Source organism: uncultured Jannaschia sp. (assembly GCF_947503795.1).
Classification (GTDB): domain Bacteria; phylum Pseudomonadota; class Alphaproteobacteria; order Rhodobacterales; family Rhodobacteraceae; genus Jannaschia.
Genome location: NZ_CANNEZ010000001.1, coordinates 806,352 through 829,301, shown reverse-complemented (window position 1 = coordinate 829,301; position 22,950 = coordinate 806,352). Strand labels below are relative to the sequence as shown.

The following is a 22,950-nucleotide window of genomic DNA, read 5'->3' as shown; positions in this document are numbered from 1 at the left end:
CACCCGGCTCATCGCGCGGCGCCAATGGTATCCGCCTTCACGGCCCCCCTGTGGCCCAAGGGTTCCCGATGTCCGGTGGTGGTGTCGCGCGCGGTCTGGGCCTCGATTTCGGAATTGAGCTCCGCCCCGATCAGGATGACCGCCGCCGAGAGCCACATCCACATCAGAAGGACCACGACGCCCGCGATCGACCCGAACGTCTCGTTGTAGGAGCCGAAATTCTGCACGTAGATCGAGAAGGCCACCGACGCCACAAGCCAGACGAGCGCCGCGATGATCGTCCCCGGCGCGATCCAGCGCAGCTTGGCGTCGTCGCGGTCGGGGCCGTAGCGGTAGAGGATGCCAAGGCCCACGGTGACGATGATCGCCAACGGCACGTAGGACAGCCATTGCAGAAGCGTCTCCATCGTGGGGCTCCAGGCCAGGAACTCCAACGCCACGGGAACCGCGATGATGAGCAGCGCCGCGACGAGCACGCCCAGGATCATCGCCAGCGTCAGTCCGATGGTCATCAGCTTGACGCGCACGAAACCGCGCGTCTCCTTCTCGTCATAGGCGAGGTTGATGCCTTCGATCAGACTGCCGACGCCCGCCGAGGCCGACCAGAGCGCGAGGCCCAGTCCGACGATCAGCCCGAGCGTCAGCCCACCCTCCTGCGATCCGGCCACGGCTTCCGCCTGGTCCAGCATGATCTGGCTGACATCGGGCGGCACGACGGCCGTGATGCCCTCGAGTGCGGCCACCAGCTCGGTCGGCTCGTAGATCAACCCGGTGATGGACATCAGCGCGGTGATGGCGGGGAAGACCGCCAGCAGGCCATAGAACGCGACGCCTGCGGCGACGAGCAGCACGTGGTCCGCCGAAATCTCGTCCTTCACGCGGACCGCGATATCCAGCCATCCGGCCTTCGGGATCTCGGTCGGACGCGTTGCGTCGCGTCCGCGACCCGGTTGGGCCTCAGCGATTTCGGCCGCGGTGGCGTGGCGCCCGGCTTCGGAGATGTCCTCCAGCCGTTCAGACCTGCCCATGGCGTTCTCCAGACGTGATTGTGCGACGGATCAACGCAGGCGGATGACCGCCGGTTCCCGTCCCGGCCCGCGAAACTCAGGACCCCGCGCGGACCCGGAGCAGGAGCGGCAGATGGTCCGAACCGACCTCGGGGCCGAGGCGCTTGTCGTGGAGGATGACGTCCTCGGTCACCAGCGCCTGATCGATCGGAAAGCGCAGGATCGGATGCGTCACGTCGAAGGTCGTCATCAGCCCCCGCCCTTCGCGTGTGTCCCTGAGGCCGCCCGCCTCGCGCAGCCGGCTGCCGCGCCGCGAGAACGGCACGTCGTTGAAGTCGCCGACGGCCACGGCGGGCATGTCGACCCGGCGCATCAATGTCGCCATCGCCGCCAGCTGGCGGTCGCGGTCGTCGGTCGAATTGCCGGGCACCGGTGGCCGGGGATGAAGACCCGTGACGAGCATCGGGCCATCGGGCGTGCTGAGGATGGCGGTGGCGATGGGGACATCCGTGCCCTCGAGCTGGTGCAACTCCGCGCTTTCGACCGGGATGCGCGTGGCGAAGATCATGCCGTAATGGTCGTCGCGGATCTCCTCGCGGCGGGTCTCGTAGCGCGCCAACTCCTCCGACAGCGCGTCGGCCCAGACCTGATCAACCTCCATCAGAAGCAGCACGTCGGGGTCTTCGTCGCGGATCAGTGTGCGGACCGCGTCGTGATCCTCGTTCTCCTGCAGAAGGTTGAGCGCCATGATCTTCACGCCGCCCTCGCCCGCGACCAGCGGCACGGCGACCGGCATTCCCGGCACGTAACGCCAGAGCCAAGACCCCTGCCAGCCGATGACGGCGATCATGGCGAGGACGACCGTGCCGCGCCACGTCCCGGTCAGCGTGAGGGCGGCGACAACGCCGACGGCGACAGCCAGTGCGAAGATGTGGAGGCGCGGGAATTCCCACCCGCGGATCCACCACGCACCGGAATCGCGCAGCGGCAGAAGGGTGACGACCACCAGCGCCAGCGCCAGCAGTCCGAGAAAGGCACGCAGCATTCCGAGCGGCCCCGCTCAGGCCCCGGTCGGGTCGTCATCAGCGGCGGGCAGGCCGAAATGCGACCGCAACAACGCGACGTTCCGGCGGTTCGCCTTCAACCCGACATCGAAGATGTCGCCCACCAGCGGGATGGTGCCCACGACCCAGTCGATCCCGGTATTCAACGCCATCCGCGCCTTCACGTGGGTCGGCGCGCCCATCCGGTGCGCCTCGAGCCAGATGTAGCTCGCGGGCGCCAGTGCCGCGACATCGCCGAGACCGGGCACGAGGCCCAGAAGCACATCCCAGCCGAAGCGGATCTGCGTCCCCGGCAGGCGGTAGCGGCTGTCGAGGTTCCAGGCCAGACGATCGAGCCGATCCAGCCGGGCGGCGTGATCCGGGTCGGTCTCGGCGTCCCGATGCAGTGTTTCGGGTCGGCTCCGCGCGGGGGCCCGTCCGGGGATGCGGGCGGGGGCGCGGGGCGGCGTGTCGGGCGTGCGGTCCAGATGTTCCATACCCACCTACGCGCGCGCCCCGCGCCGGGTTCCCGTGCCCGCACCGCGCCGCTAGGGTCGCGGCGATCAATCGAGGGGACAGGATATGGCGCTGGGAATGGACGGACAGGTCGCGGTGGTGACCGGCGGGGCGCAGGGAATCGGGCTGGCGGTGCTGCGCCGGCTTCAGTCCGAAGGCGTGCGCGTCGCCAGCTGGGATGCCAACGGCGACGCCAATGCCGCAATGGCCGCCGAGACCGGTGCCGTCGCCGTCACCTGCGACGTGTCGGACCCCGCTTCGGTCGATGCCGCCTATGCCGAGACGGTCGCGGCCCTCGGAGCGCCGCAGATCCTCGTGAACTCGGCGGGGATCGCCGGACCAAACCGGCCGGTCACCGAATACGACCCCGCCGATTGGTCGCGGATCGTGGCGATCAACCTGACCGGCACCTTCCTCGTGAACCGCGCGGTCGTGCCCGCGATGACCGAGGCAGGCTATGGTCGCATCCTCAACATCGCGTCCATCGCCGGCAAGGAGGGCAACCCCAACGCCTGCGCCTACTCGGCGTCGAAGGCGGGGGTGATCGGATTCACCAAGTCGCTGGGCAAGGAACTGGCGGGCCACGACATCGCGGTGAACTGCGTCACCCCCGCCGCCGCACGCACGCCGATTTTCGACCAGATGAGCCAGGAGCATATCGACTACATGCTCTCGAAGATCCCGCGCCAGCGCTTCCTCGAGGTCACCGAGGCCGCCGACATGATCGCGTGGTGCGTCTCGCCCCAGAACGCCTTCACGACAGCGGCCGTGTTCGACCTCAGCGGGGGACGGGCCACGTATTAAGCCGGTTGCTTCTGGTTCGCGTGGGGAAATGTGGTGAATGTCGAAGCTGAACGGAGAGCGGAGGCTAATAGCCATTATGCATCTCCCCCAATGACTGTACCGTCCGCGTCGATCACCCGGCAGCGGGCGATGGAGAGGCTCTCGGTCCCGCTCGAGTGAAACATCTTCTTGGCAAGCAGCTCGCGCGCGAGCTCGCCCTTGTAGAAGTGAGATGTCGCCAAAGTGGGATCCATCCAGAGATCGGGACCGTCGAGGACGGAGGCGGAGACCGCGATGTCCCCGTGATCCAGGATCAGGGGCGTTCCACCAAGACGCGGCGAAGGACGCTCTCGATAGTCTCGGAAGTTCGAAGACCTCTCGGGATCGAACCCGCTCTTCTGTTCGCAGATGTTCAGGAAAAAATACTCACCCTCATAGGCCGTCGTGCGGTCCTTACTCAGGAACGTCACCGGGTACAGCGCGTTCTGGCCCAAGTCGTGACGCCGCAGGATCTCGGCGAAGGCGCCTGAGACCGCGAAGAGGCCACCGGCGGAGAAGATGTGCTTGAGCTTCTTCGGCTCTTTGAAGGAGCCGCCGATCCACATGGCCGGTGGGAATCGTTCGGCCGGGATCTCTTCGCCTGCATCCGAAAGCCCGACTGGCGCGGAGATCCCATCCGCAGCGCCTTCGCAGGTGAAGCCCTCCATGTAACTCGACGTCTGCATGAAGTCGGTGACCCACACGCCTTGTTCCACGTCCACAGCCTGGTCCATCTTCGGCATCCCCTCGATCTCTCGGTCCACCTTCATTGTCGCACTCCGTTCCAATGACTGCCCACCAGCATCCCCACCAGTCCCGGCGGCTCGATCCAATGACCGCTCACCGCCGTAACCGCGACCGGCCCTCTCCTGTGGAAACAGGCTTTAGGGGCCTGTGTCAGAGCCATCCTTCCGATGTGGCAAAAACGACACGTGAACAACTGCTTCCGCAGTGCTTTCACGCACCCGTTTCGGAACAACCAAGACAGCACTACAACACTTAAGATGCTGATTTTGCTAGAAAGATGGTGCCCCCACACGGACTCGAACCGCGGACCTACTGATTACAAATCAGTTGCTCTACCAGCTGAGCTATAGGGGCACTGACGCTCATCTAGCGGCGTCGGCGCGGGCCAGCAAGAGGACGGCGACGAGGCCGACGAGGGTGATGACAAGCGCCGCCGGGGCGGCGGCTTCGAGGCGCTCGAGCGACGCCTGATCGTGGACCCGCGTGGCCAGCGTGTCGAAGCCGAAGGGTCGCAGGAGGAGCGTGGCGGGCAGTTCCTTGACCGCATCGACGAAGACGAGGAGCAGCGCCATCGCCACCGAGCCGCGCATCAGCGGCAGGTGGATCGCGCGCAATGTGCCGCCCGGCCCGCGTCCGAGCGACCGGGCCGCCAGCGGCAGCGAGGGCGGGATGCGGCCCAATGCGGCATCCGCCGCCCCCTGCCCGATCGCGAAGAAGCGGACCGTGTACGCGAAGACCAGCGCGCCGATACCGCCGGTCAGGATCAGGCCCGGATCGTGGCCGGTCACGGCGAGGATCGCGTCGGCCACACGGTTGTCGAGCGCGGCGAGCGGGATCAGCACCCCGAGGCCCAGCACCGCGCCGGGGGCGGCGTACCCGACCCCCGTGATCGGCATCAGGAGACGGGGCACGGTGCGCCCCGCCATCCGCACGCCGTAGACCATGAAGAGCGCCAGCCCCACGGTCAGAAGGGCGGCCGAGCCCGCAACGAGGACGGTGTTCGCGACGGCTTCGGCCAGACCGGGGGCGAGCCAGTTCTCGGTCCGCGTCAGTGCGTGCCACGCCATCACGCCCGCGGGAAACGCGAAGCCTGCGCCGAAAGGCAGAAGGCAGGCCAGCGTCGCGACCCAGCCTGCCTTGCGCGTCATGGTCGTCCGCGTGACCGGGCGTTGGGCGCGCGCGGCCTGCCAGAAGCGGCGGCGGCGGCGGGAGGCGCGCTCGATGGCGACGAGCCCCGCGATCAGCACGAGGATCACGCAAGCGATTTGCGCCGCGCCGCCCGCGTTCCCGCCCGAGAGCCAGACCGAGAAGATCCCCGTTGTCAGCGTCTGGACCCCGAAGAAATCGACCGTGCCGAAATCGTTGACCGCCTCCATCATGGCGACGGCGGTGCCCGCGGCGACGGCGGGCCGGGCCAGCGGCAGGCCGACGCGCAGAAACCGCGCCCAGGGTCCCGCCCCCAGCGCGCGGGCGACCTCGAACCCCGCACCCGACTGCTCGGAGAAGGCCGCACGGGCCAGGAGGTACACATAGGGATAGAGCGACAAGCCGATCACGAGGATCGCGGCAGGCATCGAGCGGATATCGGGAAAGGCGTAGTCGGCGGCACTGGTCCAGCCCATCGCGCCCCGGAGTGCGGTCTGCACGGGCCCTGCGTAGTCGAGGAAATCGACCAGCGCGTAGGCCCCGACATAGGCCGGGATCGCGAGCGGCATCAGCAGCGCCCAAGAGAGCCAGCGGCGGCCGGGAAACTCGTGCATCGCGACGAGCCACGCGGTCCCCGTCCCGATCATCGCCGCGAGGACGCCGACGCCCGTCATCAGCACCAGCGTATTGCCCAGATAGCGCGGCAGGACGGTCGACATCAGGTGGGGCCAGATGTTGTCCGTCGGGTTGAAGGCCAGCCAGACGACCGCGAGGATCGGAACCATCACAAGCGCGGCCACGACCAGCGCGCCCACCGACCACGGGTCGGGCCGGTACCAGCGAAGCGGAGGAACCTGAGCGTTTCCGTCGGACATGGGATCGGGCCTAGGCCATTGCCGTTTGCCTGTCCAGCGGGGCACGGCTATCGTCCCGCCGATCGCAGCGGAAGGACGTCGGCCCCTTGGACATCGCCATACATCTCGGGGCGCATTGCACCGATGACGACCTCCTGCTCAAGACACTGGCCCGGAACGCCGACGCGCTGGCCGCGGACGGGGTCGTCGTGCCGTCGGCCGGTCGGGTGCGGCCCGCGATCCGAAAGGCGATGCAGGCGCGCGGCGGGAGCCTGATGCCCGGCGGCGGTCCGACCCTGGTCGACGAGCTGCTGGACGGGGTCGCGGACCCCGAGGGGGCCCGCCGCATGATCCTGAGCTACGAGGGATTTCTCGGGACCTATGCCAAGGTGCTTGCGGGCACGACGCTCTATGCCGATGCGGGGCGACGGGCCGAGACGCTGCGCGATCTCTTTCCGGGGCATTCGGTCGCGTTCTTCATCGCGATCCGCAATCCCGCGACCTTCGTGCCCGCGCTGTTCGAAGCGTCGAGCGTCGATACGTTCGAGGCGTTCATCGCGGGTCAGGACCTGTCGCGCATGACGTGGTCCACCCCGCTCGCGGCCATTCGCGACGCCTGTCCCGAGGTGCCGCTGACGGTTTGGTGCAACGAGGACCTGCCGCTCCTCTGGCCCGAGATCCTGCGCGAGACCGCCGATGTCGAGACCCCGCTCGACGGCGAGGATGCGATCCTGCGCGACGTGATGACGGCGACCGGCTTCCACCGGCTCGAAACCTATCTCCGCGACAATCCCGCGCCGGATCTCTCGACCCATCGCAAGGTGATGACGGCGTTTCTGGGCAAATATGCCGACGAGGCGAAGATCGACCAGGAAATCGCCCTGCCCGGCTGGTCGGAGGAGATGATCGCGGGTCTCTCGGCGCTCTACGAGGCCGACCTCGAGCGTATCCGGGCCCGCGACGACATCACCTTCATCCAGCCCTAGACGGGTGGCGCGCCGCGCGCCCTCATTCGACCGGTGCGCGGGTCGCGCACCGCGACCCGCTCAGGTCATCCCGAGCGCTTCCTTGTACATGTCGAGCACGGCCTCTTCCTCGGCGATGTCGTCGGGCTCGCGCTTGCGCAGCGCGATGACCTTGCGCATCACCTTGGTGTCGTAGCCGCGCCCCTTGGCCTCGGCATAGACCTCCTTGGACTGCTCGGCGATGTCCTTCTTTTCCTGCTCCAGACGCTCGATCCGCTCGATGAACTGACGCAGCTCGTCGGCGGTGACGCGGTAGGTGTCGGTGGGTCCGTCGTCGACGACTTTAAGGTCGGCCATGGGGTCTGCTCCTCTTGTCCTGCTCGGATGCCTTCGGTAGCGCCCGGGGCGGGATGATGCAACGCGGGAGGATGCGGCATGGCGGCCTTGGTCTGGATCGGTGCGGCGCTGGCGGTCACCGGGCTCGCGGGGCTCGGATGGTGCATCGCCGTGGCCCTGCGCGCGCGGCGCGAGGGGCTCGAGGGCGCGGCGATGGAGGCGCGGTTGCGCAAGCTCGTGGCGCTGAACCTCGGGGCGCTCGCGATCTCCACCATCGGCCTGATGATGGTGGTCCTTGGCGTCTTCCTGACGTGACGGAGGCCGGGCCCCGCGCCCGTTGATGTCATTTGACAAGGCGGGCGCGCATCGGTCAGACTTCACGGGCGACGTCAGACACCGCAACGGACCGAATGATGACAACGACTGAACGACCGCTCCACGGGCGCACCATCCTGCTCGTCGAGGACGAATTCCTGATCCAGATGGACATTCAGATGCAGCTCGAGGATGCGGGCGCGACCGTGGTCGCGGCCAGCACCGTCTCCGAGGCCCGCGCCTGCGCCGATCAGATCGTCGATGCCGCGGTGCTCGACGTGCGTCTGTCCGATGGCGACATCTTTCCCGCCGCCGATCGTCTCGCCGAGCGGGGCATCCCCATCGTGTTCCATTCCGGCCATGCCGATCCGCGCGTGATGGGCCACGCCTATCCCGGCTCGATCACCCTGTCGAAGCCCTCGGCCGAGGGCGCGCTTCCGATGGCGCTGGCGCGGCTGACGCCCATCCGTCGGGCCAGCGCGGCGGGCTAGGCCATCAGGCCGATGGCGGCGTGGGCGGCACTGCATCGCCCCTGTCGAACGCCTCCCACCCCGCGCCGTCGAACACGTCCACCCCGAGCTGGGCGAGCACGTGTGGAAAATCGACCATCACCCAGTTGTCGACGATCTTGCCGTCCACCACCTTCCAGAAATCCATGTACCGGATCTCGACCCGTTTGCCCGTTGCCTCCACGCCCATGAACGTGCCGCGATGGGTCGCCTCCTGCCGCCCGAAGGCCGCGGCCCATTCGCCCATGTAGAGCCGCGCCTCGTCGATGCAGACCTTGTCGCCGAAGGCCGCCTGGAACGGCGCCTGCCAGTTGGCCTGGAACTCCCGCAGCCCGGTCTTGGTGCCGCAGCCCCGGTTGCCCATCCAGCGGAACGTCTCCGAGAAGAACTCGCCGATATCGGCGATGCGGTGGTCGTTCAGGCCGTCGACCATGCCCTCGATCACGGCGCGGGTGGCCTCGGTCTTCGACAGGTCCGTGTCGCGGGTCAGGATCGCCTGTTCGGGGCGGGCTCCGGTCATCTCTCATCCTCTTAGGGCTTGGGCGACCATCCGGGCCGCGCGGTATCCGATCATGATCGACGGGGCGTTCGTGTTGGCCGAAGTGATGCGCGGCATGACCGACGCATCCGCCACCCAGAGGCCGTCCACGCCCCGCACCGCCAGCGCCGCATCCGTCACCGCGCCGATCGCGCAGGTCCCGACGGGGTGATAGGCCGTGCCTGCGCGGGCGTCGATATGGGCGTCGAGGGCCGCGTCGTCGTCGCCGGTGGCGGGGAAGACCTCGGGCGCGCGGCGCGTCCCGAAGGGCGCGGCCGCGAGCAGGCGCCGGAGCGCGCGCAGCCCCGCCCGCAGCGTCGCCCGGTCCCGGTCGTCCGTGAGCAGCTCGAGGTCGATGACCGGCTGCCCCGCACCGTCCAGCGTCAGCCGTCCGCGCGACCGCGGCTGCATCACGCAGACATCGGCGTAGTACCCGGCGCCCCAACCGATCGCGCGGCCCGCATGGCCGAGGCGCGCCGGAATGAAATGCACCTGCACGTCCGGTCGCGAGGCGCCATCGGTGGAGAGGAAAGCCCCGGCCTCGACGGTGTTCGACGCGAGCGGCCCCGTCCCACGCCACGCCCAGCGCAAGGGTGCCACGGCCCAGCCCGGCAGTTGCGCCAGCGTCAGGCCGCGCCCGGACCCCCGGCCCTCGTGGTGGACGGCGATGGCGGGGTGGTCGTGCAGGTTCGCGCCGACGGCCGGCAGGTCGGCGACCGCCCCGCCCGGCCCGATCCCGGACCGCAGGAGCAGCGTTGGCGACCCGATCGCCCCGGCCGAGAGTACCACGCCCGCACGCGCCGCGATGCGCGTGCCATCCGCCAGAATGACGCCCGTCGCGCGGCCGTCCGAGACGGTCAGGCGGTCGACCACGCGGCCGGTCAAGACGGTGACGCGCGCGCCCTTCAGGAAGGCGTCGACCGGCGAGCGTCGGCGCCCCCGCTCGAGATTGCAGATGAACGGACCCGCCGACACCCGCTCGGGCGTCGGCGGGCCGGGATGCACCCCGGCCAGCGCGGCACTCAGCGGGTGGGGATCGGCGATCGGCGCGGGGCGCATCGCGCTCTCGACTGCGTCGAAGGCGGGCATCACGTCGTCCCGGCCCCAGCCCGGCCCCCAATGATCGAAATCATCCGCCCGGCCCCGGAACCAGACCATCGAGTTGATCGAGGCCGAGCCGCCGAGCATCCGGCCCCGCGGGATCGCCACGCGGCGCCCGCCGAGGGCGGCCTGCGGCGCCGAGCGGAACGCCCAGTCCCGGCGCGACCCCATCAGCGCCACCAGACCGAACGGCATCCGCACGAAGGGGTGACGATCGCTCGGACCCGCTTCAACGATGGCGATGGAAAGGTCCGGCGACAGGCGCGAAAGCTCGCCCGCGAGCGTGGCACCCGCGGCCCCGCCGCCCAGCACGAGGACGTCGAATTCAGCGGGGGACACGCTCGCCGGTCTTGGAATCGAAGAGATGGCAGATCGCGGCAGGCACATGGGCGGCAAAGGGCGCCTTGATGGTGGTGCGGAATTCCTTCGGGGCCTTCACCGCGACGAGGCCGCCGCCCGCGCGAACGGTCACCATCGTCGAGTCCCCCAAGAGCTCCATCGAGTAGACCGGCGCCGAAAGCTCGCCCCCGGTCTCGGCAACCGAGGCATCCTCGGCGCGGAAGCCGCAGGTCACCGGCCCCTTGATGCCCGGAAAGCCGGGGATCTCGATGCCCGGCGCCTGGAACACGCCGTCGACCACCTCGCCCTCCATCAGGTTCATCGCGGGGCTGCCGATGAAACCCGCGACGAACGTGTTGGCGGGGTTGTCGTAGATATCGGTCGGGGTGCCGACCTGCTGGACGATGCCGGCCTTCATCACGACCACGCGGTCGGCCAGCGTCATCGCCTCGATCTGGTCGTGGGTGACGTAGATCGTCGTGACCTGCAGCTCGTGGCTGAGGTTCTTGATCTGCGCCCGCGTCGAGACGCGCAGCTTGGCGTCGAGGTTCGACAAGGGCTCGTCCATCAGGAAGACCTTCGGCGTCCGCACGATGGCGCGGGCCAGTGCCACGCGCTGTCGCTGGCCACCCGACAAGGCGGCGGGCTTGCGATGCAGGAAATCGTCCAGCTCGACCATGGCCGAGGCCCGGCGCACACGCTCGTCATGCTCGGCCTCGGGGATCTTGCGGACCTTCAGCGGAAAGCGGATGTTCTCGTAGACGTCCATGTTCGGGTAGAGCCCGTAGGACTGGAACACCATCGCGACATCGCGGTCCTTGGGGTCGAGGTCGTTCACCCGTGCGCCGTCGATGACGATATCGCCCGAGGTCGGATCCTCGAGCCCGGCGATCATCCGCATCGTCGTCGTCTTGCCGCAGCCCGACGGGCCCAGCAGGACGAGAAACTCCCGGTCGCGGATATCCAGATCGAATTCGTGGACCCCGACGAAATCGCCCCACCGCTTCGTGACCTGCTTGAGTGTGATCTCGGCCATGACGTCCCCCGGACTTGTCTGACGATCACCCTAGACAGGCGAACACCCCTGCGGCAAGCATTTTGCAATCGTATGCAAAGAGGCCTCGATGACCCCCTTCTCGACCCCAGACCGGCACGCCGCCCTCGCGACGCTCGAGAGACTGACCCGAGGCGACGATACGGCGGTCGCGCCGGATGCCCGCGCCGAGGCATCGGCGCCGTTCGGCCGGTTGGATGGCTCGGGGCTCGTCGATCTCTTCGCCCAGCTTCGCCGCGCGCTCCCCGATCTCGAGCGGCGCGACGACATCTTCCTGGCCGGTGCCAATCACGAGGATGACCGCTGGGCCGAGCCGCGCCCCGACCGTCTCGTTGCCTGCTGCGGAAGCTATGTCGGCACCTTCCGCGAACCGTTTGCGGGCATCCCGCCCACCGGCGGCGTCGTGTCGCTCAATTATGGCGAGGCCCATGCCATCGAGGATGGCCGCGTGCGCGCCTCGTGGCTCGTCTGGGACATCGCCCAACTGATGATGCAGGCGGGCGTCTGGCCGATGTCGCCCCCGCTCGGCGCGCCGTTTCACTGGCCCGCGCCCCGCGGCGGCGACGGTGTTCGTTTGGCCCCGTCCGAGGAGACCGGGAGCCTCGACCGCGTGCTCGACATGCATGCGGGGCTCAACGCCTTCCGGGGCGGCGACATCACGTCGATCCCGATGCACCACTGGCATCCCGACTTCATGTATTGGGCGGGCGGCGGCATCGGTGCCTGCCGGGGCGTCGCGGGCTTCCGCGCGCATCACCAGATCCCCTATCGCCGCGCCTTTCCGCAGGCGCAGGGGGCCGGGCATTTCATCCGCCTCTCGGACGGACCCTTCGCGGTTACCGGCGGCGATGTGGAGGTCGTGCACACGGGTGCGGAGTACATGGGCATCGCGCCGACCGGCCGGACGCTGCGCTTCCGGGTGATGGATTTCTATCGCTTCGATGCGGACAACCTGATCGCGGAGAACTGGCTGCCCAACGACACGATCGGGCTGATGGCGCAGATGGGCGTCGACGTGATGGCGCGGATGGCGCACCGCACCGGCGCGCCGCGCACGACCCTCTAGGTCCAGCCGAGGCCCAACCGCACGAGGTCGGGGACCATCGCGCCGTAGCGCCGCCCTTGCTCGGGGTTCGATGCATTCCCCACCGCCGCCCGCGCGCCCACGCCCGCAAGGATCGACGCCAGCCGGTAGGCCGAGAGCGCCAGCCATGCCTCCCAATCGTCGGGCACGTCGCCCCGGACCCGTGCTACATGCGCCGCATCCGTCGGCAACCCCAGATCCGCGCGGTCGACGCCGCCGAGGCCCCGGAGCGGGCCGTCATGGGGCAGTTGCCACTGCATCACCTGATAGGCGAGGTCGGCGGTCGGGTGGCCCAGCGTCGACAGCTCCCAGTCGAGCAGGCCGATCACGCGCGGCTCGGAGGGATGGAAGATCATGTTGTCGAGCCGGAAATCCCCATGGACCAGCGCGGGGGGCGCGTCGGCGACCTCCCTTGCGGCCAGCCAATCGCCCAGCGCTCGCATATCCGGGTCCGGCACCTCGACCGACGCGGCATAGGCCGCCGTCCAGATCGCGACCTGCCGCGCGAAGAACCCCTCGGCACGCCCATAGGTCCCGAGGCCCACCGCGCCGGGATCGACCTGTCCCAGTGCGCCCAGCACATCGCCCATCGCCGCGTAGATCGCAGCCCGGTCCGGCGCGTCCGGCAAGGCGGGATCCCAGAAGATCCGCCCGTCCAAATGCGCCATCACGAAGAAGGCGCGCCCGAGCGGGTTCTCCTCCTCGACCAGAAGATGCATCGCGGGCACCGGCACCTCGGACCCGGCCAGCGCGGCCATCACGCGGTACTCCCGCTCGATCATATGCGCCTTCGGCAGCAGCCGCCCCGGCGGCTTGGCGCGCAGCACCAGCGGGCCCGCATCCGTCTCCAGCGCCCAGGTCGGGTTCGACTGGCCCGTGCCGAAGCGCCGCGCGCCCGTGATCCGGGGCCGCCCCGGAAGGCGGGCCGAAAGCCAAGGCGCAAGCGTGTCGGGCAAACCGTCCATCCGCCGAGGGTTGCGCGCCGCGCGCGGCTTGGCAACTGTGCCCCGACGGGAGGACGTGCGATGGACCTTGGACTTAGCGCGCGCGGGCGCGAGCTGCGCGACGCGGTGGCCGCGATGGTGCGCGACGAGATCGCGCCGATGGACGCCGAGTACCACGCCGCAACCGGCGCGGGGGGCGACCGCTGGAGCCATGCGCCGCGCCAGACGGAGATCCTCGAAGGGCTGAAGGCCGAGGCGCGCGCGCGGGGCCTCTGGAACCTCTGGCAGACCCATCTCGACGGCGGGCCGGGCATCGGCACGGTCGACTACGCCTGGATCGCCGAGGAGATGGGACGGTCCTGGCTGGCCCCCGAGGTCTTCAACTGCAACGCGCCCGACACCGGCAACATGGAGGTCTTCGCCCGCTACGGCACGGACGAGATGCGCGACCGCTGGCTGGCGCCCCTGATGGCGGGCGAGATCCGCTCGGCCTACCTGATGACCGAGCCGCAGGTCGCCTCATCCGATGCCACGAATATCGAGATGCGCTGTGACCGCGACGGCGGCGACTGGGTGCTGAACGGCGAGAAGTGGTGGGCGACGGGCGCGGGCGATCCGCGCTGCGCGGTCCATATCGTGCTCGCCCGCTCCGACCCCGACGGCCCCCGCCACGGCTCCCATTCCATGCTCGTCGTGCCCACCGCGACCCCCGGCGTCGAGATCCTGCGCGGGATGCAGGTCTTCGGCGACGACGAGGCGCCGCATGGCCACATGCATGTCCGCTACACCGACGTCCGCGTGCCGGCCGATGCGATGCTGCTCGGGCCCGGGCGCGGCTTCGAGATCGCGCAAGGCCGCCTCGGGCCGGGGCGCATCCACCACTGCATGCGCGCCATCGGGATGGCCGAGAAGGCGCTCGCCCTCGCCGTCGCGCGCGGCGCGTCCCGCGTGGCCTTCGGGCGCGACCTCCTGGACCTGGGCGGCAATGCCGAGCGCATCGCCGAGGCCCGCATGATGATCGACACCGCGCGCCTGACCACGCTGCGCGCCGCCGCCGAGATGGACGCGGCCCATGCCGCGACAGGAGACATGAAGGCCGCCGCCCCCGCCATCAGCGCCGCCAAGGTTCTGGTCCCCCGCGTGGCGCAGGACGTCTGCGACATGGCGATCCAGCTCCACGGCGCGGCGGGCGTCAGCCAGGATACCGAGCTTGCGAGGCTCTACGGCCACATCCGCACGCTTCGGCTGGTCGACGGCCCGGACGCGGTGCATCTCAGGACGGTGTACCGGGCAGAGATGAAAGCGCGGGGGTTGCGGTAGGGAGGGGCGGAGGTCCGCTTCGAGCCCATTTTATCGGATGCTGCGCCATGATCTAACGTCTGCTATGCGCAAAGAGCGGTCTCTGCAAGGTTGGGCCGAACGATTACAGATCGTACATATTTCACGGGGGACCAATGCCAGAGTATTGTAGCTTCCTTGTGTTTCGACCCTGTGAAGTTGATTTGATCCATTCAATTTGCGCTACTGCGAACTGGTCCACACGGGACATTCCTGACCCATCAATGCGATTTGCCTTCTCCGAAAGAGGAGGTATCAGCGAAATATCCCAAGCCAGTGCGTTAAGGGGCATAGGTGTCCGACGCGAAGGACAACAAGTCGGTAGATTGCTTCTGCTCGAAACAGAGCAAACCGAGGCTGACAATATTGTTCAATTGGTCTGCTCAGCGAATGTCATTCTTGAGGGGTTCCCGGTTATTAAAAACCCACCTACTTCCGGGTTCGAACTATCTGAAGACGAAGCAGATCGGGAGATAACCTTTGAGAAGCTTTTTCGGAGCGATGGCCTCTTTCAATGGTTCACCTACCGTCAAACGCTGCCAGTTGCGGTCGCCATCGCTGCTGAAGCTTGGCGCAACAAGAAGCTTTTATATGCCATTCACAAGTTGGCACAGAGCTACGAAACCGGGTGCGTGACGCCGTGGTCAATGCACCCTCGTTACGGGCAAGTGTTTGATAAACATACCGACAATTTTACCTCGCACGTAGGAACGTCAGTGGCGATAAACCTTGCATATTCGGCAATCGAAGAACTTGATCTCGGCGTAAAAGCGAGCCGAGAGGTGCCGCGATCGGTTGGAAATGGGACTTTTGTGTGGAACCCGAAGGTTTTGGATCCATTCAAGGCACGTTTGCGAAATGCTGGTATTGATCCGGAAAGAACCATTGATTGGGTGGCCCGTGGTGATCAATCCGAAGTGCCGGTATATGAAATGCTCAACCAGCCTTCGGAAACTTCGGATGGTGTTGAGGTCCGAGATCGTCAGATTTCGGTGCCCGACGCGATCAATTTCAGCGAGTTCTTGCGCAGCAAAATGACTGCCCACGCTTTTTCTTCAGAGTCCAGCCGTCTCGGGCCTTACGAGGTCTACAACGTTCAGCAAATCGCAAGATTTCTGATTTTGACCAAGTGCAACCTTTGGAACACTTGGACGGAGGAACTAAGAAAACGCTACAACTAAGCTCTCAGGTAGAAGCCGAAAGCTGCCAGACGCGACGAAGGCCGTGTCCGCTTCGGACTGGGAACGGTCTTTCGTGCAGATAGAACGGACGGCAGTTTCGTCCGCATAGCGGCCTTCCCCCACCTGCCTCGCCCCTTCCCCTTCCCCCTCACCCGTAATGCGCCACCGGCGTGCCCGCCAACGCCGAGACGTTCAACAACCCCCGCGCCGTGATCGAGGGGGTCACGATATGGGCCTTGTTTCCCATGCCCATCAGGAGGGGGCCGACTTCGAGCCCGCCGGCGCGGGCCTTGAGGATGTTGCGCGTGGCGCCCGCCGCGTCGGTCGAAGCGAAGACCAGCACATTGGCCGCGCCGTCCATCCGGCAATCGGCGAGGAAGCGGGCGCGGAGCTCGGGGTCGAGCGCGGCGTCCACGTTCATCTCGCCTTCGTACTGGAAGTCGAGCGCCATCGCGTCGAGCAACGTCATCGCGTCGCGCATCGTCTGGCCGCTGGCCGAGGCGAGGTTGCCGAATTGCGAGGCCGAACAGAGCGCGATCCGGGGCTCGACCCCGAAGCGGCGGACGTGGCGGGCGCAGGCGATGACCGTCTCGGCCACCTGGTCGGGCGTCGGCTGGGCGTGGACATGGGTGTCCGCGATGAAGAGCGGCCCCTCCTCCTGGATGATGAGGCTGAGCGCGCCGACCGCATGGAGGCCGCCCTGCCCCAGCACCTCGGTGATGTAGCGCAGGTGCCAGAGGAATTGCCCGAAGGTGCCGCAGATCAGCGAGTCCGCCTCGTCGCGGCTGACCATGACGGCGCCGATCGCGGTCGTGTTGGTCCGCATCACCGCGCGGGCGAGGTCGGGGGCGATGCCCCGCCGGGCCATCAGCGCGTGATAGGTCTCCCAGTAGTCGCGGTAGCGCGGGTCGCTCTCGGGATTGACGATCTCGACGTCGCGCCCGGGCTCGATCGTGAGACCCGCGCGGGCCGCACGGGTGGCGATCACGTCCGGGCGGCCGATCAGGATGGGGATGTCGGTGGTCTCCTCCATCATGGCCTGCGCGGCGCGCAGCACGCGCTCGTCCTCGCCCTCGGCGAAGACGATGCGACGCTCGGCCTCGCGGGCGGCGGCGAAGACGGGGCGCATGATCATGGACGACTTGAAGACGCTGGCGTCGAGCTTTGCCTTGTAGGCTTTCATGTCCTCGATCGGGCGGCGCGCGACGCCGCTCTCCATCGCGGCCTCCGCTACCGCCGAAGCGACGACGCCCATCAGGCGCGGATCGAAGGGCTTCGGGATCAGGTAGTCGGTGCCGAAGGTCAGCTGCTCCTCCTGGTAGGCGGCGGCGGCCTCGGCGGAGGTGGTGGCCCGCGCCAGCGCCGCGATCCCCTCGACGCAGCCGATCTTCATCGCCTCGTTGATCTCGGTCGCGCCCACGTCCAGCGCGCCGCGGAAGATGAACGGGAAGCACAGGACGTTGTTGACCTGGTTGGGATGATCGCTGCGCCCCGTGGCGATGATCGCGTCGGGGGCGGTGGCCTTGGCGTCGGCATAGGCGATTTCGGGGTTCGGGTTGGCCAGCGCGAAGATGATCGGGCGCGGCGCCATCCGGCCCACCATCTCGGGCGTCAGGACGCCGGGGCCGGAAAGCCCGAGGAAGAGGTCCGCGCCCTCGATTACCTCGGCCAGGCCCCGCGCGCCGCCGGGCTGGGCGAAGGCGGCCTTTTGCGGCGTCATGTCCGCGTCGCGGCCCTCGTGGACGAGCCCGTGCAGGTCGCAGAGCCAGACGTTCTCGCGCCGCACCCCGAGCGACACCAGCATGTTGAGGCATGCGATCCCCGCCGCCCCGCCGCCCGTCGAGACGACCTTGATCTCGGCCCAGTCCCGATCCGTCAGGCGCAGCGCGTTGAGTGCCGCCGCGCCCACGACGATGGCCGTGCCGTGCTGGTCGTCGTGGAAGACGGGGATGTTCATCCGTTCGCGGCACAGCTTCTCGACGATGAAGCAGTCGGGCGCCTTGATGTCCTCGAGATTGATCGCCCCGAAGGTCGGCTCCAGCGCGCAGACGATGTCGGCCAGCTTCTCGGGATCGGCGCAGTCGAGCTCGATGTCGAAGCAGTCGATATTGGCGAACGTCTTGAAGAGGACCGCCTTGCCCTCCATCACCGGCTTCGAGGCCAGCGCGCCGATATTGCCGAGGCCCAGCACGGCCGAGCCGTTGGTCACCACGGCCACGAGATTGCCTCGCGCGGTATAATCCTCGGCCGTCGCGGGATCGTCGCGGATCGCCACCGATGCCTCTGCCACGCCGGGAGAATAGGCCCGTGCGAGGTCGCGACCGTTGGCCAAAGGCTTGGTCGCGCGGATCTCGAGCTTTCCGGGACGGGGCAGACGGTGATAGTCCAGTGCCGCCTGTCGAAGGGCCGCGTTCTGGTCGTCGGTCCGGTCGCTCATCGGGCTCTCCTGCGGGCGGTCTGCCGCAGATGCTTTAACATTGAACTATCCCGGACCGCCAGAGGCGGCGGCGATCAGACGCCGCGCAGGAAGGGCGGGATACGCTCGATCGGATCGACCGTCAGGCGACGGCTCTCGGCGATGCAGAGCAGGATCTGGTTCCGCGTCAGCGCGGGTCCCTGGATCATGCGGAAGTCGCTCGCGTTCTGCAGGTAGACCCCAACACCGGTAATGACCTCGCGATCCGTCAGAGAGAAGGATTCGCGCAGATACCACGCGAAGATCTCCGGCTCGGTCATCGTCAGAAGAAGCGCATGATCGGCGGCCCATCCGTCGGGGCAAACCGACGCCTCGAAGCCCGCATCGACAACCGCACGCCGCAGCGCCGCCTCGGTGTCGATCACCGAGGGCAACATCGCCTGCGCGACCGTCACGCCCAGCGCCGTCGCGAGGCCCCCCAGCCCCAACGTCAGGCACATCGTCTCGAACCGGGACACGCCGTCCACCCCGTCCACCAGACGCGCCCCGAATTCCCGAAAAGACGAAAATGTGGCGGAAACGGCGTCTTCAAGCGACATTCGGGCAGGACTCCAGCAGAATTAAGACGAACCTAGAGCGGATTTGTGGCGGGAATGTGGCAAAACGGCCGGGCCCTGTCCACGATTTCCGAACGACTCGCCCCCGTTTCACTGCATCATCCCCGTCCTGGCGACCACCCGTCGGCACATTGTTCTGGCCTATGTGAATCGCCCCGTGCCAGATGCGCGCATGTCGCTCTGGCTCGTCGCCACCCTCTTCGCCGCCACGGTCCAGGCGCTTCGCTTCCTGTTGCAGAAGCGGCTGGCCCAGGCGGGTCTCTCACCGGCGGCGTCGACGCTGGCGCGGTTCATCTGGCCACCCTTCGTCATCGCAGGCGCGCTGGCGGTCTGGACCTCGCTCACGGGCCTCTCCCTGCCGCCCATCGCGCCCTCGTTCTGGGGCTATGCCATCGCGGGCGGCCTCTGCCAGATCCTCGCGACCATGTGCGTCGTCGCCCTCTTCGCGCATCGCAATTTCGCGGTCGGGATGGCGTTCTCGAAGACGACGGTTCTGATGACCGTGGTCACGGGCTTCATCGTCTTGGGCGAGACCGTCACCTGGGCCAGTTTTGCCGCGATGGCCATCGGGTTCCTCGGCGTCGTGCTCCTCTCGGTCCCGGCGGATGGCGGCTGGAAGCTGGGCAACCGCGCGACGTTGCTGGGCCTCGCGTCCGGCGCGTTCTTCTCGGTCTCGGCGGTCGGCTATCGCGGCGCGTCGCTCGCGGTCATGTCGGACCTGCCGATCCTGCGGGCGACGGTGACGCTGGGCCTCGTGACGGTGCTGCAATCGGCGATGCTGATCGCATGGATGGCCTGGCGCGAGCGTGACATGCTGCGCGCGGTCTTCACCCGCTGGCGCGTGACGACGCTGGTGGGGGCCACGTCGATGGCGGGTTCGCTGGGCTGGTTCACGGCCTACACCCTGCAGACAGCGGCCTACGTGAACGCGGTGGGGCAGGTCGAGCTCATCCTGTCGATGGGGATCTCGTGGCTGATCCTGGGCGAGCGGCAGACCCGCAAGGAACTGGCGGGCATCGTCCTTCTGACGGTCAGCGTGGTCGGGTTGATCCTTCTCCAGACCTAGAGGCGGTGGAAGGTCGAGGCCGCGCCCGAATTGTCGAAGAACGGCACGCCGGGCACGTCCGTCCCGTCGGTGATGGCCGCGATCTCGGCCAGCACGACCTCGGTGATGAAGGGCATGTCCAGCGCCCGCGCCTCGGCCAGCGGCACCCAGTGCAGATGGCTCAACTCGTCCTCGGCCGCCGAGAAATCGTCCGGATCCGTCACCAGCGCATCCGCCATAGCGAGAAAGAACCGCGCATCGAAGCGGCGTGGCCGCGCGGGCGGCGTGATCGCGCGGAACACGAAGCGCAGCGGATGGGCGTCGGGGGCGCGATCCGTGAAGCCCGGCCAGCCGCAGCCCGGCCCCGCGCCCGCGATGACCTGCCCCGTCTCCTCGGCCAGCTCGCGCAGCGCGGCCCCGGCGAGCGCCTCGGGCGCGGTCGCCGCGCGCCGCGTCAGCGCCGCGCGCACCGGGCCGACCAACGGGCGCGCAAAGGTCACATCGCCATCGCCCGCATCCACGGCCCCGCCGGGAAAGACATATTTCGACGGCATGAACGCGGCCGACGCGCCGCGCTGGCCCATCAGGACCGCCGGCCCCGCCCCCGTCTCGCGCAGGACGATGACCGTCGCGGCATCGCGGATCGGCTGGGCGTCCGTCACGCGGCGGGGTCGGCGCGGCCGAACCCGCCCATCCGCGTGGCCCATTGCATCGCCACGAGGAACCCCTTGAGGCGCGGCAGGAACCACAGCGACATCAGGATCGAGGCGAGACCGAACACCGCGATGAACACCAGCGGCGTCGGTTCGTAGGCGATATAGCCCCAGAGCATCGCGGGCCCGACGATATGCCCGACGATCAGCAGCGTCAGGTAGGGCGGGCCGTCATCGGCGCGGTGATGGTGCAGCGCCTCGCCGCAATGCGGGCAGGCGTCGTTCACGGCCAGGTAGCCGTCCATCATCGCCCCCTCCCCGCAATTCGGGCAGCGCCGCCGCCAGCCGCGCCAGAGCGCGCGCTTCATCTCGCGGTCAGTGGTGGTGCCGGGCATCGTGTCGGTCATGGCGGTCTCCTCGCGGCGCACCCTAGCCCTGTCATATCCGGTCTCACAGGGGGGTGCGGCAACATCGCGAAAAAACGTGCGACGGAACCCGAACGTTCCCCCGTGTGACAGGGGAGCGCGCCGCAGATGGGCGGTGCGTAGAACCCAGAAGGACACCTTATGACCAAGACCCTGACCCTCCTCGCCCTCGCCGCCGCGCTGGCCGCCCCCCTCGCCGCCGAGGCCCGCGGCGAAGACCGCCAGCGCCCGACGTTCCAGCAGCTCGACGCCGATGGCAGCGGCACGATCACCCCGGCCGAGCTCGAGACGTTCCGCACGTCGCGCGGCGCCCAACGCTTCGCGCAGACGGACACGAACGGCGACGGCACCGTGACCGAGGCCGAACTTGTCGCGGCGGCGGGCGACCGCGCCGCATCCCGCGCGGGTCGGATGATCGAACGGCTCGACACCGATGGCGACGGCGCGCTCTCGCAGGCCGAGTTGACGGCCGGGCGCGAAGGGCGCGAAGGTCGCCGCGGCGATCGCGGCGCGCGCATGTTCGAGCGGGCGGACGCCAATGGCGACGGCGCGATCGACGCCGCTGAGTGGGCCGCGATGGTCGACCGGCGCGGCGCGCGCGGCAATTGAAGACCCGAGGGCGGCGCGGGGCGATCCCCGTGCCGCCGCCGATGGGGACGGGATGGATGACACCGATGACGACGCCGCGCTGCTGGCCCGCTTCGCCGCGGGCGACGGCCGCGCGGCCGCGACCCTGCTCGACCGGCAGGGGCCGCGCCTGATGGCCTTCGTACGCCGGATGACGGGCGGCGACACCGCCGAGGCCGAGGACATCGTGCAGGAGGCGTTCCTGCGCCTCTGGAAGAAGGCCGGCGAGTGGGATGCGGGCGGCGCGGCGCAGGTCTCGACCTGGCTCGGTCGGGTCGCGGCGAACCTCGCCATCGACCGCCACCGGCGCGCCGCGCGCCTGACGGGCCTGCCGGACGGCTACGACGCGCCGGACCCGGTCCCCTCGGTCGCCGCACGGATGATCGCCGCCGAGGGGGCGTCCGCACTGGACGCGGCGCTCGCCGCGCTGCCCGATCGCCAGCGGCAGGCGGTGGTGCTGCGGCATGTCGAGGGCTATTCCAACCCCGACATCGCCGCGATGATGGGCTGCGGCGTCGAGGCGGTCGAGAGCCTGACCGCCCGCGGCAAGCGCCGCCTGGCCGAGTTACTGAGGACGGAGGACCCGCGATGACCCGTGATCTCGACGATGCCCTCGCCGCGCTGCGCGAGACGACCACGCCGATGCCCCGCGCGCTTCGGTCCCGCATCCTCGCCGACGCCGCCGCGGCACGTCCCGCCCCCCTGCGCCCGGCCCCGTGGTGGCGCATCTGGCCCGGTCTTGCGGGGCTCTCGGCCGCCGCGCTGACCGGCCTCTGGATCGGCGGCACCCAGCCCGAGGCGGTGTGGGACGTCGTTCCGGGCCTCGTGGCGCAGGAGGCGGTGCTCGACGACGTCTTCGCCGGCCCGCTTCTCGGGGACGAGGCATGAGCCCGCGCAGCCTCAAGATCGCGCTCGGGCTGTCGCTGGCTTTGAACCTCGTGGTGGCGGGAGCGGTCGTGGGTGCGCGTCTATCCGGCGGGCCGCCGGGTCGCGACGGCGGCACGGGCCGGTCCGAGATCGGGGCCATCGCCCGCGGGCTCGATGCGCCGACGCGCCGGGCCATGGGGCGTGCGCTGCGTGACGATCCCGCGATCCGCGCCGACCGCGCGGCGATGCGCGCCGCCCAGAGCGAACTGCGGGCCGCGCTGGTGGCCGATCCGTTCGATCGGGCCGCGCTTCTGGATGCGATGCGCGCGCGGCAGGCGCTGCAGGGCCGGCTCACGGATCGGGGGTTCGAGGCGTTCGCCGATGCCGTGGCAGGCATGACGCCCGAAGCGCGCGCCGAATTGGCCGCGCGCATGAGCCGTCGTCGCCCGCAAGGCTGACGC

At 68.7% G+C, this 22,950-nt stretch carries 26 protein-coding genes and 1 tRNA gene; 12 read left to right on the top strand and 15 right to left on the bottom strand.

What is annotated here, in order from left to right; translation table 11 throughout:
- Nucleotides 1-8 precede the first annotated feature (8 nt).
- The 3 genes from Q0833_RS04465 to Q0833_RS04455 form a co-directional block, all read right to left on the bottom strand.
- Nucleotides 9-1,028: a YihY/virulence factor BrkB family protein gene (locus tag Q0833_RS04465; RefSeq protein WP_298430677.1), complete on the bottom strand. Its 1,020-nt coding sequence runs from the start codon at nt 1,026-1,028 to the stop codon at nt 9-11.
- 76 nt (nt 1,029-1,104) lie between these two features.
- Nucleotides 1,105-2,052: an endonuclease/exonuclease/phosphatase family protein gene (locus tag Q0833_RS04460; RefSeq protein ID WP_298430676.1), complete on the bottom strand. Its 948-nt coding sequence runs from the start codon at nt 2,050-2,052 to the stop codon at nt 1,105-1,107.
- A 15-nt stretch (nt 2,053-2,067) separates the two neighbouring features.
- A complete protein-coding gene (locus Q0833_RS04455; protein ID WP_298430675.1) occupies nt 2,068-2,547 on the bottom strand; it encodes a DUF4112 domain-containing protein in 480 nt (159 codons plus the stop codon).
- Nucleotides 2,548-2,632: 85 nt separating this feature from the next.
- Here Q0833_RS04455 and Q0833_RS04450 point away from each other — a divergent pair, with 85 nt between their 5' ends.
- Complete coding sequence (locus Q0833_RS04450; protein WP_298430674.1) at nt 2,633-3,370, top strand: SDR family NAD(P)-dependent oxidoreductase; 738 nt, start codon at nt 2,633-2,635, stop codon at nt 3,368-3,370.
- A 74-nt stretch (nt 3,371-3,444) separates the two neighbouring features.
- Here Q0833_RS04450 and Q0833_RS04445 read toward each other — a convergent pair whose 3' ends face one another.
- The 3 genes from Q0833_RS04445 to Q0833_RS04435 all read right to left on the bottom strand — a co-directional run bounded on the left by Q0833_RS04445 (nt 3,445) and on the right by Q0833_RS04435 (nt 6,156).
- Nucleotides 3,445-4,158, bottom strand: a complete 714-nt coding sequence (locus Q0833_RS04445; protein ID WP_298430673.1) for a hypothetical protein — start codon at nt 4,156-4,158, stop codon at nt 3,445-3,447.
- Nucleotides 4,159-4,413: 255 nt separating this feature from the next.
- Nucleotides 4,414-4,489: transfer RNA gene (locus Q0833_RS04440), tRNA-Thr, on the bottom strand.
- A gap of 8 nt (nt 4,490-4,497) precedes the next feature.
- Complete coding sequence (locus tag Q0833_RS04435; RefSeq protein ID WP_298430672.1) at nt 4,498-6,156, bottom strand: iron ABC transporter permease; 1,659 nt, start codon at nt 6,154-6,156, stop codon at nt 4,498-4,500.
- Nucleotides 6,157-6,242: 86 nt separating this feature from the next.
- Here Q0833_RS04435 and Q0833_RS04430 point away from each other — a divergent pair, with 86 nt between their 5' ends.
- A complete protein-coding gene (locus Q0833_RS04430) occupies nt 6,243-7,121 on the top strand; it encodes a hypothetical protein (RefSeq protein WP_298430670.1) in 879 nt (292 codons plus the stop codon).
- Between the two features lie 60 nt (nt 7,122-7,181).
- Here Q0833_RS04430 and Q0833_RS04425 read toward each other — a convergent pair whose 3' ends face one another.
- Nucleotides 7,182-7,457: a DUF2312 domain-containing protein gene (locus Q0833_RS04425; RefSeq protein WP_298430668.1), complete on the bottom strand. Its 276-nt coding sequence runs from the start codon at nt 7,455-7,457 to the stop codon at nt 7,182-7,184.
- A gap of 78 nt (nt 7,458-7,535) precedes the next feature.
- Here Q0833_RS04425 and Q0833_RS04420 point away from each other — a divergent pair, with 78 nt between their 5' ends.
- Together Q0833_RS04420 and Q0833_RS04415 are read left to right on the top strand one after the other, a co-directional pair.
- On the top strand, nt 7,536-7,751 hold the full coding sequence (locus tag Q0833_RS04420; RefSeq protein WP_298430666.1) for a hypothetical protein: 216 nt from the start codon (nt 7,536-7,538) through the stop codon (nt 7,749-7,751).
- A 98-nt stretch (nt 7,752-7,849) separates the two neighbouring features.
- Nucleotides 7,850-8,242, top strand: a complete 393-nt coding sequence (locus Q0833_RS04415) for a response regulator (RefSeq protein WP_298430663.1) — start codon at nt 7,850-7,852, stop codon at nt 8,240-8,242.
- A 4-nt stretch (nt 8,243-8,246) separates the two neighbouring features.
- Here the strand turns inward: Q0833_RS04415 and Q0833_RS04410 are convergent, their stop codons facing one another.
- From Q0833_RS04410 to Q0833_RS04400, 3 genes are read right to left on the bottom strand one after another with little or no spacing between them, the layout of a single operon-like run.
- Nucleotides 8,247-8,780 (bottom strand): ester cyclase, encoded by a 534-nt coding sequence (locus Q0833_RS04410; protein WP_298430661.1) that lies wholly within the window; start codon nt 8,778-8,780, stop codon nt 8,247-8,249.
- A 3-nt stretch (nt 8,781-8,783) separates the two neighbouring features.
- Complete coding sequence (locus tag Q0833_RS04405) at nt 8,784-10,238, bottom strand: GMC oxidoreductase (RefSeq protein ID WP_298430659.1); 1,455 nt, start codon at nt 10,236-10,238, stop codon at nt 8,784-8,786.
- Nucleotides 10,225-11,274 carry an ABC transporter ATP-binding protein gene (locus tag Q0833_RS04400; protein ID WP_298430657.1) on the bottom strand — a complete coding sequence of 350 codons (1,050 nt, stop codon included), beginning with the start codon at nt 11,272-11,274 and terminating at the stop codon, nt 10,225-10,227. Before Q0833_RS04400 ends, Q0833_RS04405 begins: the two co-directional genes overlap by 14 nt.
- A gap of 88 nt (nt 11,275-11,362) precedes the next feature.
- Between Q0833_RS04400 and Q0833_RS04395 the strand changes: the two genes are divergently transcribed.
- Entirely contained in the window at nt 11,363-12,358 is a 996-nt protein-coding gene (locus tag Q0833_RS04395) for an ester cyclase (protein WP_298430655.1), read from the top strand.
- On the opposite strand, the gene Q0833_RS04390 is transcribed toward Q0833_RS04395, so the two are convergent.
- Nucleotides 12,355-13,341 carry a phosphotransferase family protein gene (locus tag Q0833_RS04390; RefSeq protein ID WP_298430653.1) on the bottom strand — a complete coding sequence of 329 codons (987 nt, stop codon included), beginning with the start codon at nt 13,339-13,341 and terminating at the stop codon, nt 12,355-12,357. The two genes, Q0833_RS04395 and Q0833_RS04390, sit on opposite strands and share 4 nt — an antisense overlap.
- Nucleotides 13,342-13,401: 60 nt before the next feature.
- Between Q0833_RS04390 and Q0833_RS04385 the strand changes: the two genes are divergently transcribed.
- Nucleotides 13,402-14,640, top strand: coding sequence for an acyl-CoA dehydrogenase family protein (locus Q0833_RS04385; protein ID WP_298430651.1), 1,239 nt, complete (start codon nt 13,402-13,404; stop codon nt 14,638-14,640).
- 344 nt (nt 14,641-14,984) lie between these two features.
- On the top strand, nt 14,985-15,839 hold the full coding sequence (locus Q0833_RS04380) for a hypothetical protein (RefSeq protein WP_298430649.1): 855 nt from the start codon (nt 14,985-14,987) through the stop codon (nt 15,837-15,839).
- Between the two features lie 148 nt (nt 15,840-15,987).
- Here Q0833_RS04380 and Q0833_RS04375 read toward each other — a convergent pair whose 3' ends face one another.
- Together Q0833_RS04375 and Q0833_RS04370 are read right to left on the bottom strand one after the other, a co-directional pair.
- A complete protein-coding gene (locus tag Q0833_RS04375) occupies nt 15,988-18,276 on the bottom strand; it encodes an NADP-dependent malic enzyme (RefSeq protein ID WP_298430645.1) in 2,289 nt (762 codons plus the stop codon).
- A 74-nt stretch (nt 18,277-18,350) separates the two neighbouring features.
- Nucleotides 18,351-18,791, bottom strand: a complete 441-nt coding sequence (locus tag Q0833_RS04370; RefSeq protein ID WP_298430643.1) for a hypothetical protein — start codon at nt 18,789-18,791, stop codon at nt 18,351-18,353.
- Nucleotides 18,792-19,044: 253 nt separating this feature from the next.
- Between Q0833_RS04370 and Q0833_RS04365 the strand changes: the two genes are divergently transcribed.
- A complete protein-coding gene (locus Q0833_RS04365) occupies nt 19,045-19,938 on the top strand; it encodes a DMT family transporter (protein ID WP_298430641.1) in 894 nt (297 codons plus the stop codon).
- Here the strand turns inward: Q0833_RS04365 and Q0833_RS04360 are convergent.
- Nucleotides 19,935-20,579, bottom strand: coding sequence for an NUDIX hydrolase (locus Q0833_RS04360; RefSeq protein WP_298430639.1), 645 nt, complete (start codon nt 20,577-20,579; stop codon nt 19,935-19,937). The two genes, Q0833_RS04365 and Q0833_RS04360, sit on opposite strands and share 4 nt — an antisense overlap.
- Nucleotides 20,576-20,977 carry a DUF983 domain-containing protein gene (locus Q0833_RS04355; protein WP_298430638.1) on the bottom strand — a complete coding sequence of 134 codons (402 nt, stop codon included), beginning with the start codon at nt 20,975-20,977 and terminating at the stop codon, nt 20,576-20,578. The genes Q0833_RS04360 and Q0833_RS04355 overlap by 4 nt, the downstream gene beginning before the upstream one ends.
- A 159-nt stretch (nt 20,978-21,136) precedes the next feature.
- Here Q0833_RS04355 and Q0833_RS04350 point away from each other — a divergent pair, with 159 nt between their 5' ends.
- From Q0833_RS04350 to Q0833_RS04335, 4 genes are read left to right on the top strand one after another with little or no spacing between them, the layout of a single operon-like run.
- The gene (locus Q0833_RS04350) at nt 21,137-21,604 is read left to right on the top strand and encodes a calcium-binding protein (protein ID WP_298430636.1); all 468 of its coding nucleotides are present in this window, start codon (nt 21,137-21,139) and stop codon (nt 21,602-21,604) included.
- A gap of 52 nt (nt 21,605-21,656) precedes the next feature.
- A complete protein-coding gene (locus tag Q0833_RS04345; RefSeq protein WP_298430634.1) occupies nt 21,657-22,214 on the top strand; it encodes a sigma-70 family RNA polymerase sigma factor in 558 nt (185 codons plus the stop codon).
- A complete protein-coding gene (locus Q0833_RS04340) occupies nt 22,211-22,510 on the top strand; it encodes a hypothetical protein (RefSeq protein ID WP_298430632.1) in 300 nt (99 codons plus the stop codon). The genes Q0833_RS04345 and Q0833_RS04340 overlap by 4 nt, the downstream gene beginning before the upstream one ends.
- Nucleotides 22,507-22,947 carry a periplasmic heavy metal sensor gene (locus tag Q0833_RS04335; protein ID WP_298430630.1) on the top strand — a complete coding sequence of 147 codons (441 nt, stop codon included), beginning with the start codon at nt 22,507-22,509 and terminating at the stop codon, nt 22,945-22,947. Before Q0833_RS04340 ends, Q0833_RS04335 begins: the two co-directional genes overlap by 4 nt.
- Nucleotides 22,948-22,950: the final 3 nt, after the last annotated feature.

Bases quoted from the DNA above. Each gene is read 5' to 3' on its own strand.
- Q0833_RS04350 (WP_298430636.1), top strand. From the start codon at position 21,137: ATGACCAAGACCCTGACCCTCCTCGCCCTCGCCGCCGCGCTGGCCGCC.
- Q0833_RS04445 (WP_298430673.1), bottom strand. From the start codon at position 4,158: ATGAAGGTGGACCGAGAGATCGAGGGGATGCCGAAGATGGACCAGGCT.
- Q0833_RS04410 (WP_298430661.1), bottom strand. From the start codon at position 8,780: ATGACCGGAGCCCGCCCCGAACAGGCGATCCTGACCCGCGACACGGAC.
- Q0833_RS04390 (WP_298430653.1), bottom strand. From the start codon at position 13,341: ATGGACGGTTTGCCCGACACGCTTGCGCCTTGGCTTTCGGCCCGCCTT.
- Q0833_RS04335 (WP_298430630.1), top strand. From the start codon at position 22,507: ATGAGCCCGCGCAGCCTCAAGATCGCGCTCGGGCTGTCGCTGGCTTTG.
- Q0833_RS04425 (WP_298430668.1), bottom strand. From the start codon at position 7,457: ATGGCCGACCTTAAAGTCGTCGACGACGGACCCACCGACACCTACCGC.
- Q0833_RS04375 (WP_298430645.1), bottom strand. From the start codon at position 18,276: ATGAGCGACCGGACCGACGACCAGAACGCGGCCCTTCGACAGGCGGCA.
- Q0833_RS04465 (WP_298430677.1), bottom strand. From the start codon at position 1,028: ATGGGCAGGTCTGAACGGCTGGAGGACATCTCCGAAGCCGGGCGCCAC.
- Q0833_RS04395 (WP_298430655.1), top strand. From the start codon at position 11,363: ATGACCCCCTTCTCGACCCCAGACCGGCACGCCGCCCTCGCGACGCTC.
- Q0833_RS04450 (WP_298430674.1), top strand. From the start codon at position 2,633: ATGGCGCTGGGAATGGACGGACAGGTCGCGGTGGTGACCGGCGGGGCG.
- Q0833_RS04455 (WP_298430675.1), bottom strand. From the start codon at position 2,547: ATGGAACATCTGGACCGCACGCCCGACACGCCGCCCCGCGCCCCCGCC.
- Q0833_RS04340 (WP_298430632.1), top strand. From the start codon at position 22,211: ATGACCCGTGATCTCGACGATGCCCTCGCCGCGCTGCGCGAGACGACC.
- Q0833_RS04435 (WP_298430672.1), bottom strand. From the start codon at position 6,156: ATGTCCGACGGAAACGCTCAGGTTCCTCCGCTTCGCTGGTACCGGCCC.
- Q0833_RS04460 (WP_298430676.1), bottom strand. From the start codon at position 2,052: ATGCTGCGTGCCTTTCTCGGACTGCTGGCGCTGGCGCTGGTGGTCGTC.
- Q0833_RS04420 (WP_298430666.1), top strand. From the start codon at position 7,536: ATGGCGGCCTTGGTCTGGATCGGTGCGGCGCTGGCGGTCACCGGGCTC.
- Q0833_RS04345 (WP_298430634.1), top strand. From the start codon at position 21,657: ATGGATGACACCGATGACGACGCCGCGCTGCTGGCCCGCTTCGCCGCG.
- Q0833_RS04415 (WP_298430663.1), top strand. From the start codon at position 7,850: ATGACAACGACTGAACGACCGCTCCACGGGCGCACCATCCTGCTCGTC.
- Q0833_RS04400 (WP_298430657.1), bottom strand. From the start codon at position 11,274: ATGGCCGAGATCACACTCAAGCAGGTCACGAAGCGGTGGGGCGATTTC.
- Q0833_RS04385 (WP_298430651.1), top strand. From the start codon at position 13,402: ATGGACCTTGGACTTAGCGCGCGCGGGCGCGAGCTGCGCGACGCGGTG.
- Q0833_RS04355 (WP_298430638.1), bottom strand. From the start codon at position 20,977: ATGACCGACACGATGCCCGGCACCACCACTGACCGCGAGATGAAGCGC.
- Q0833_RS04365 (WP_298430641.1), top strand. From the start codon at position 19,045: ATGTCGCTCTGGCTCGTCGCCACCCTCTTCGCCGCCACGGTCCAGGCG.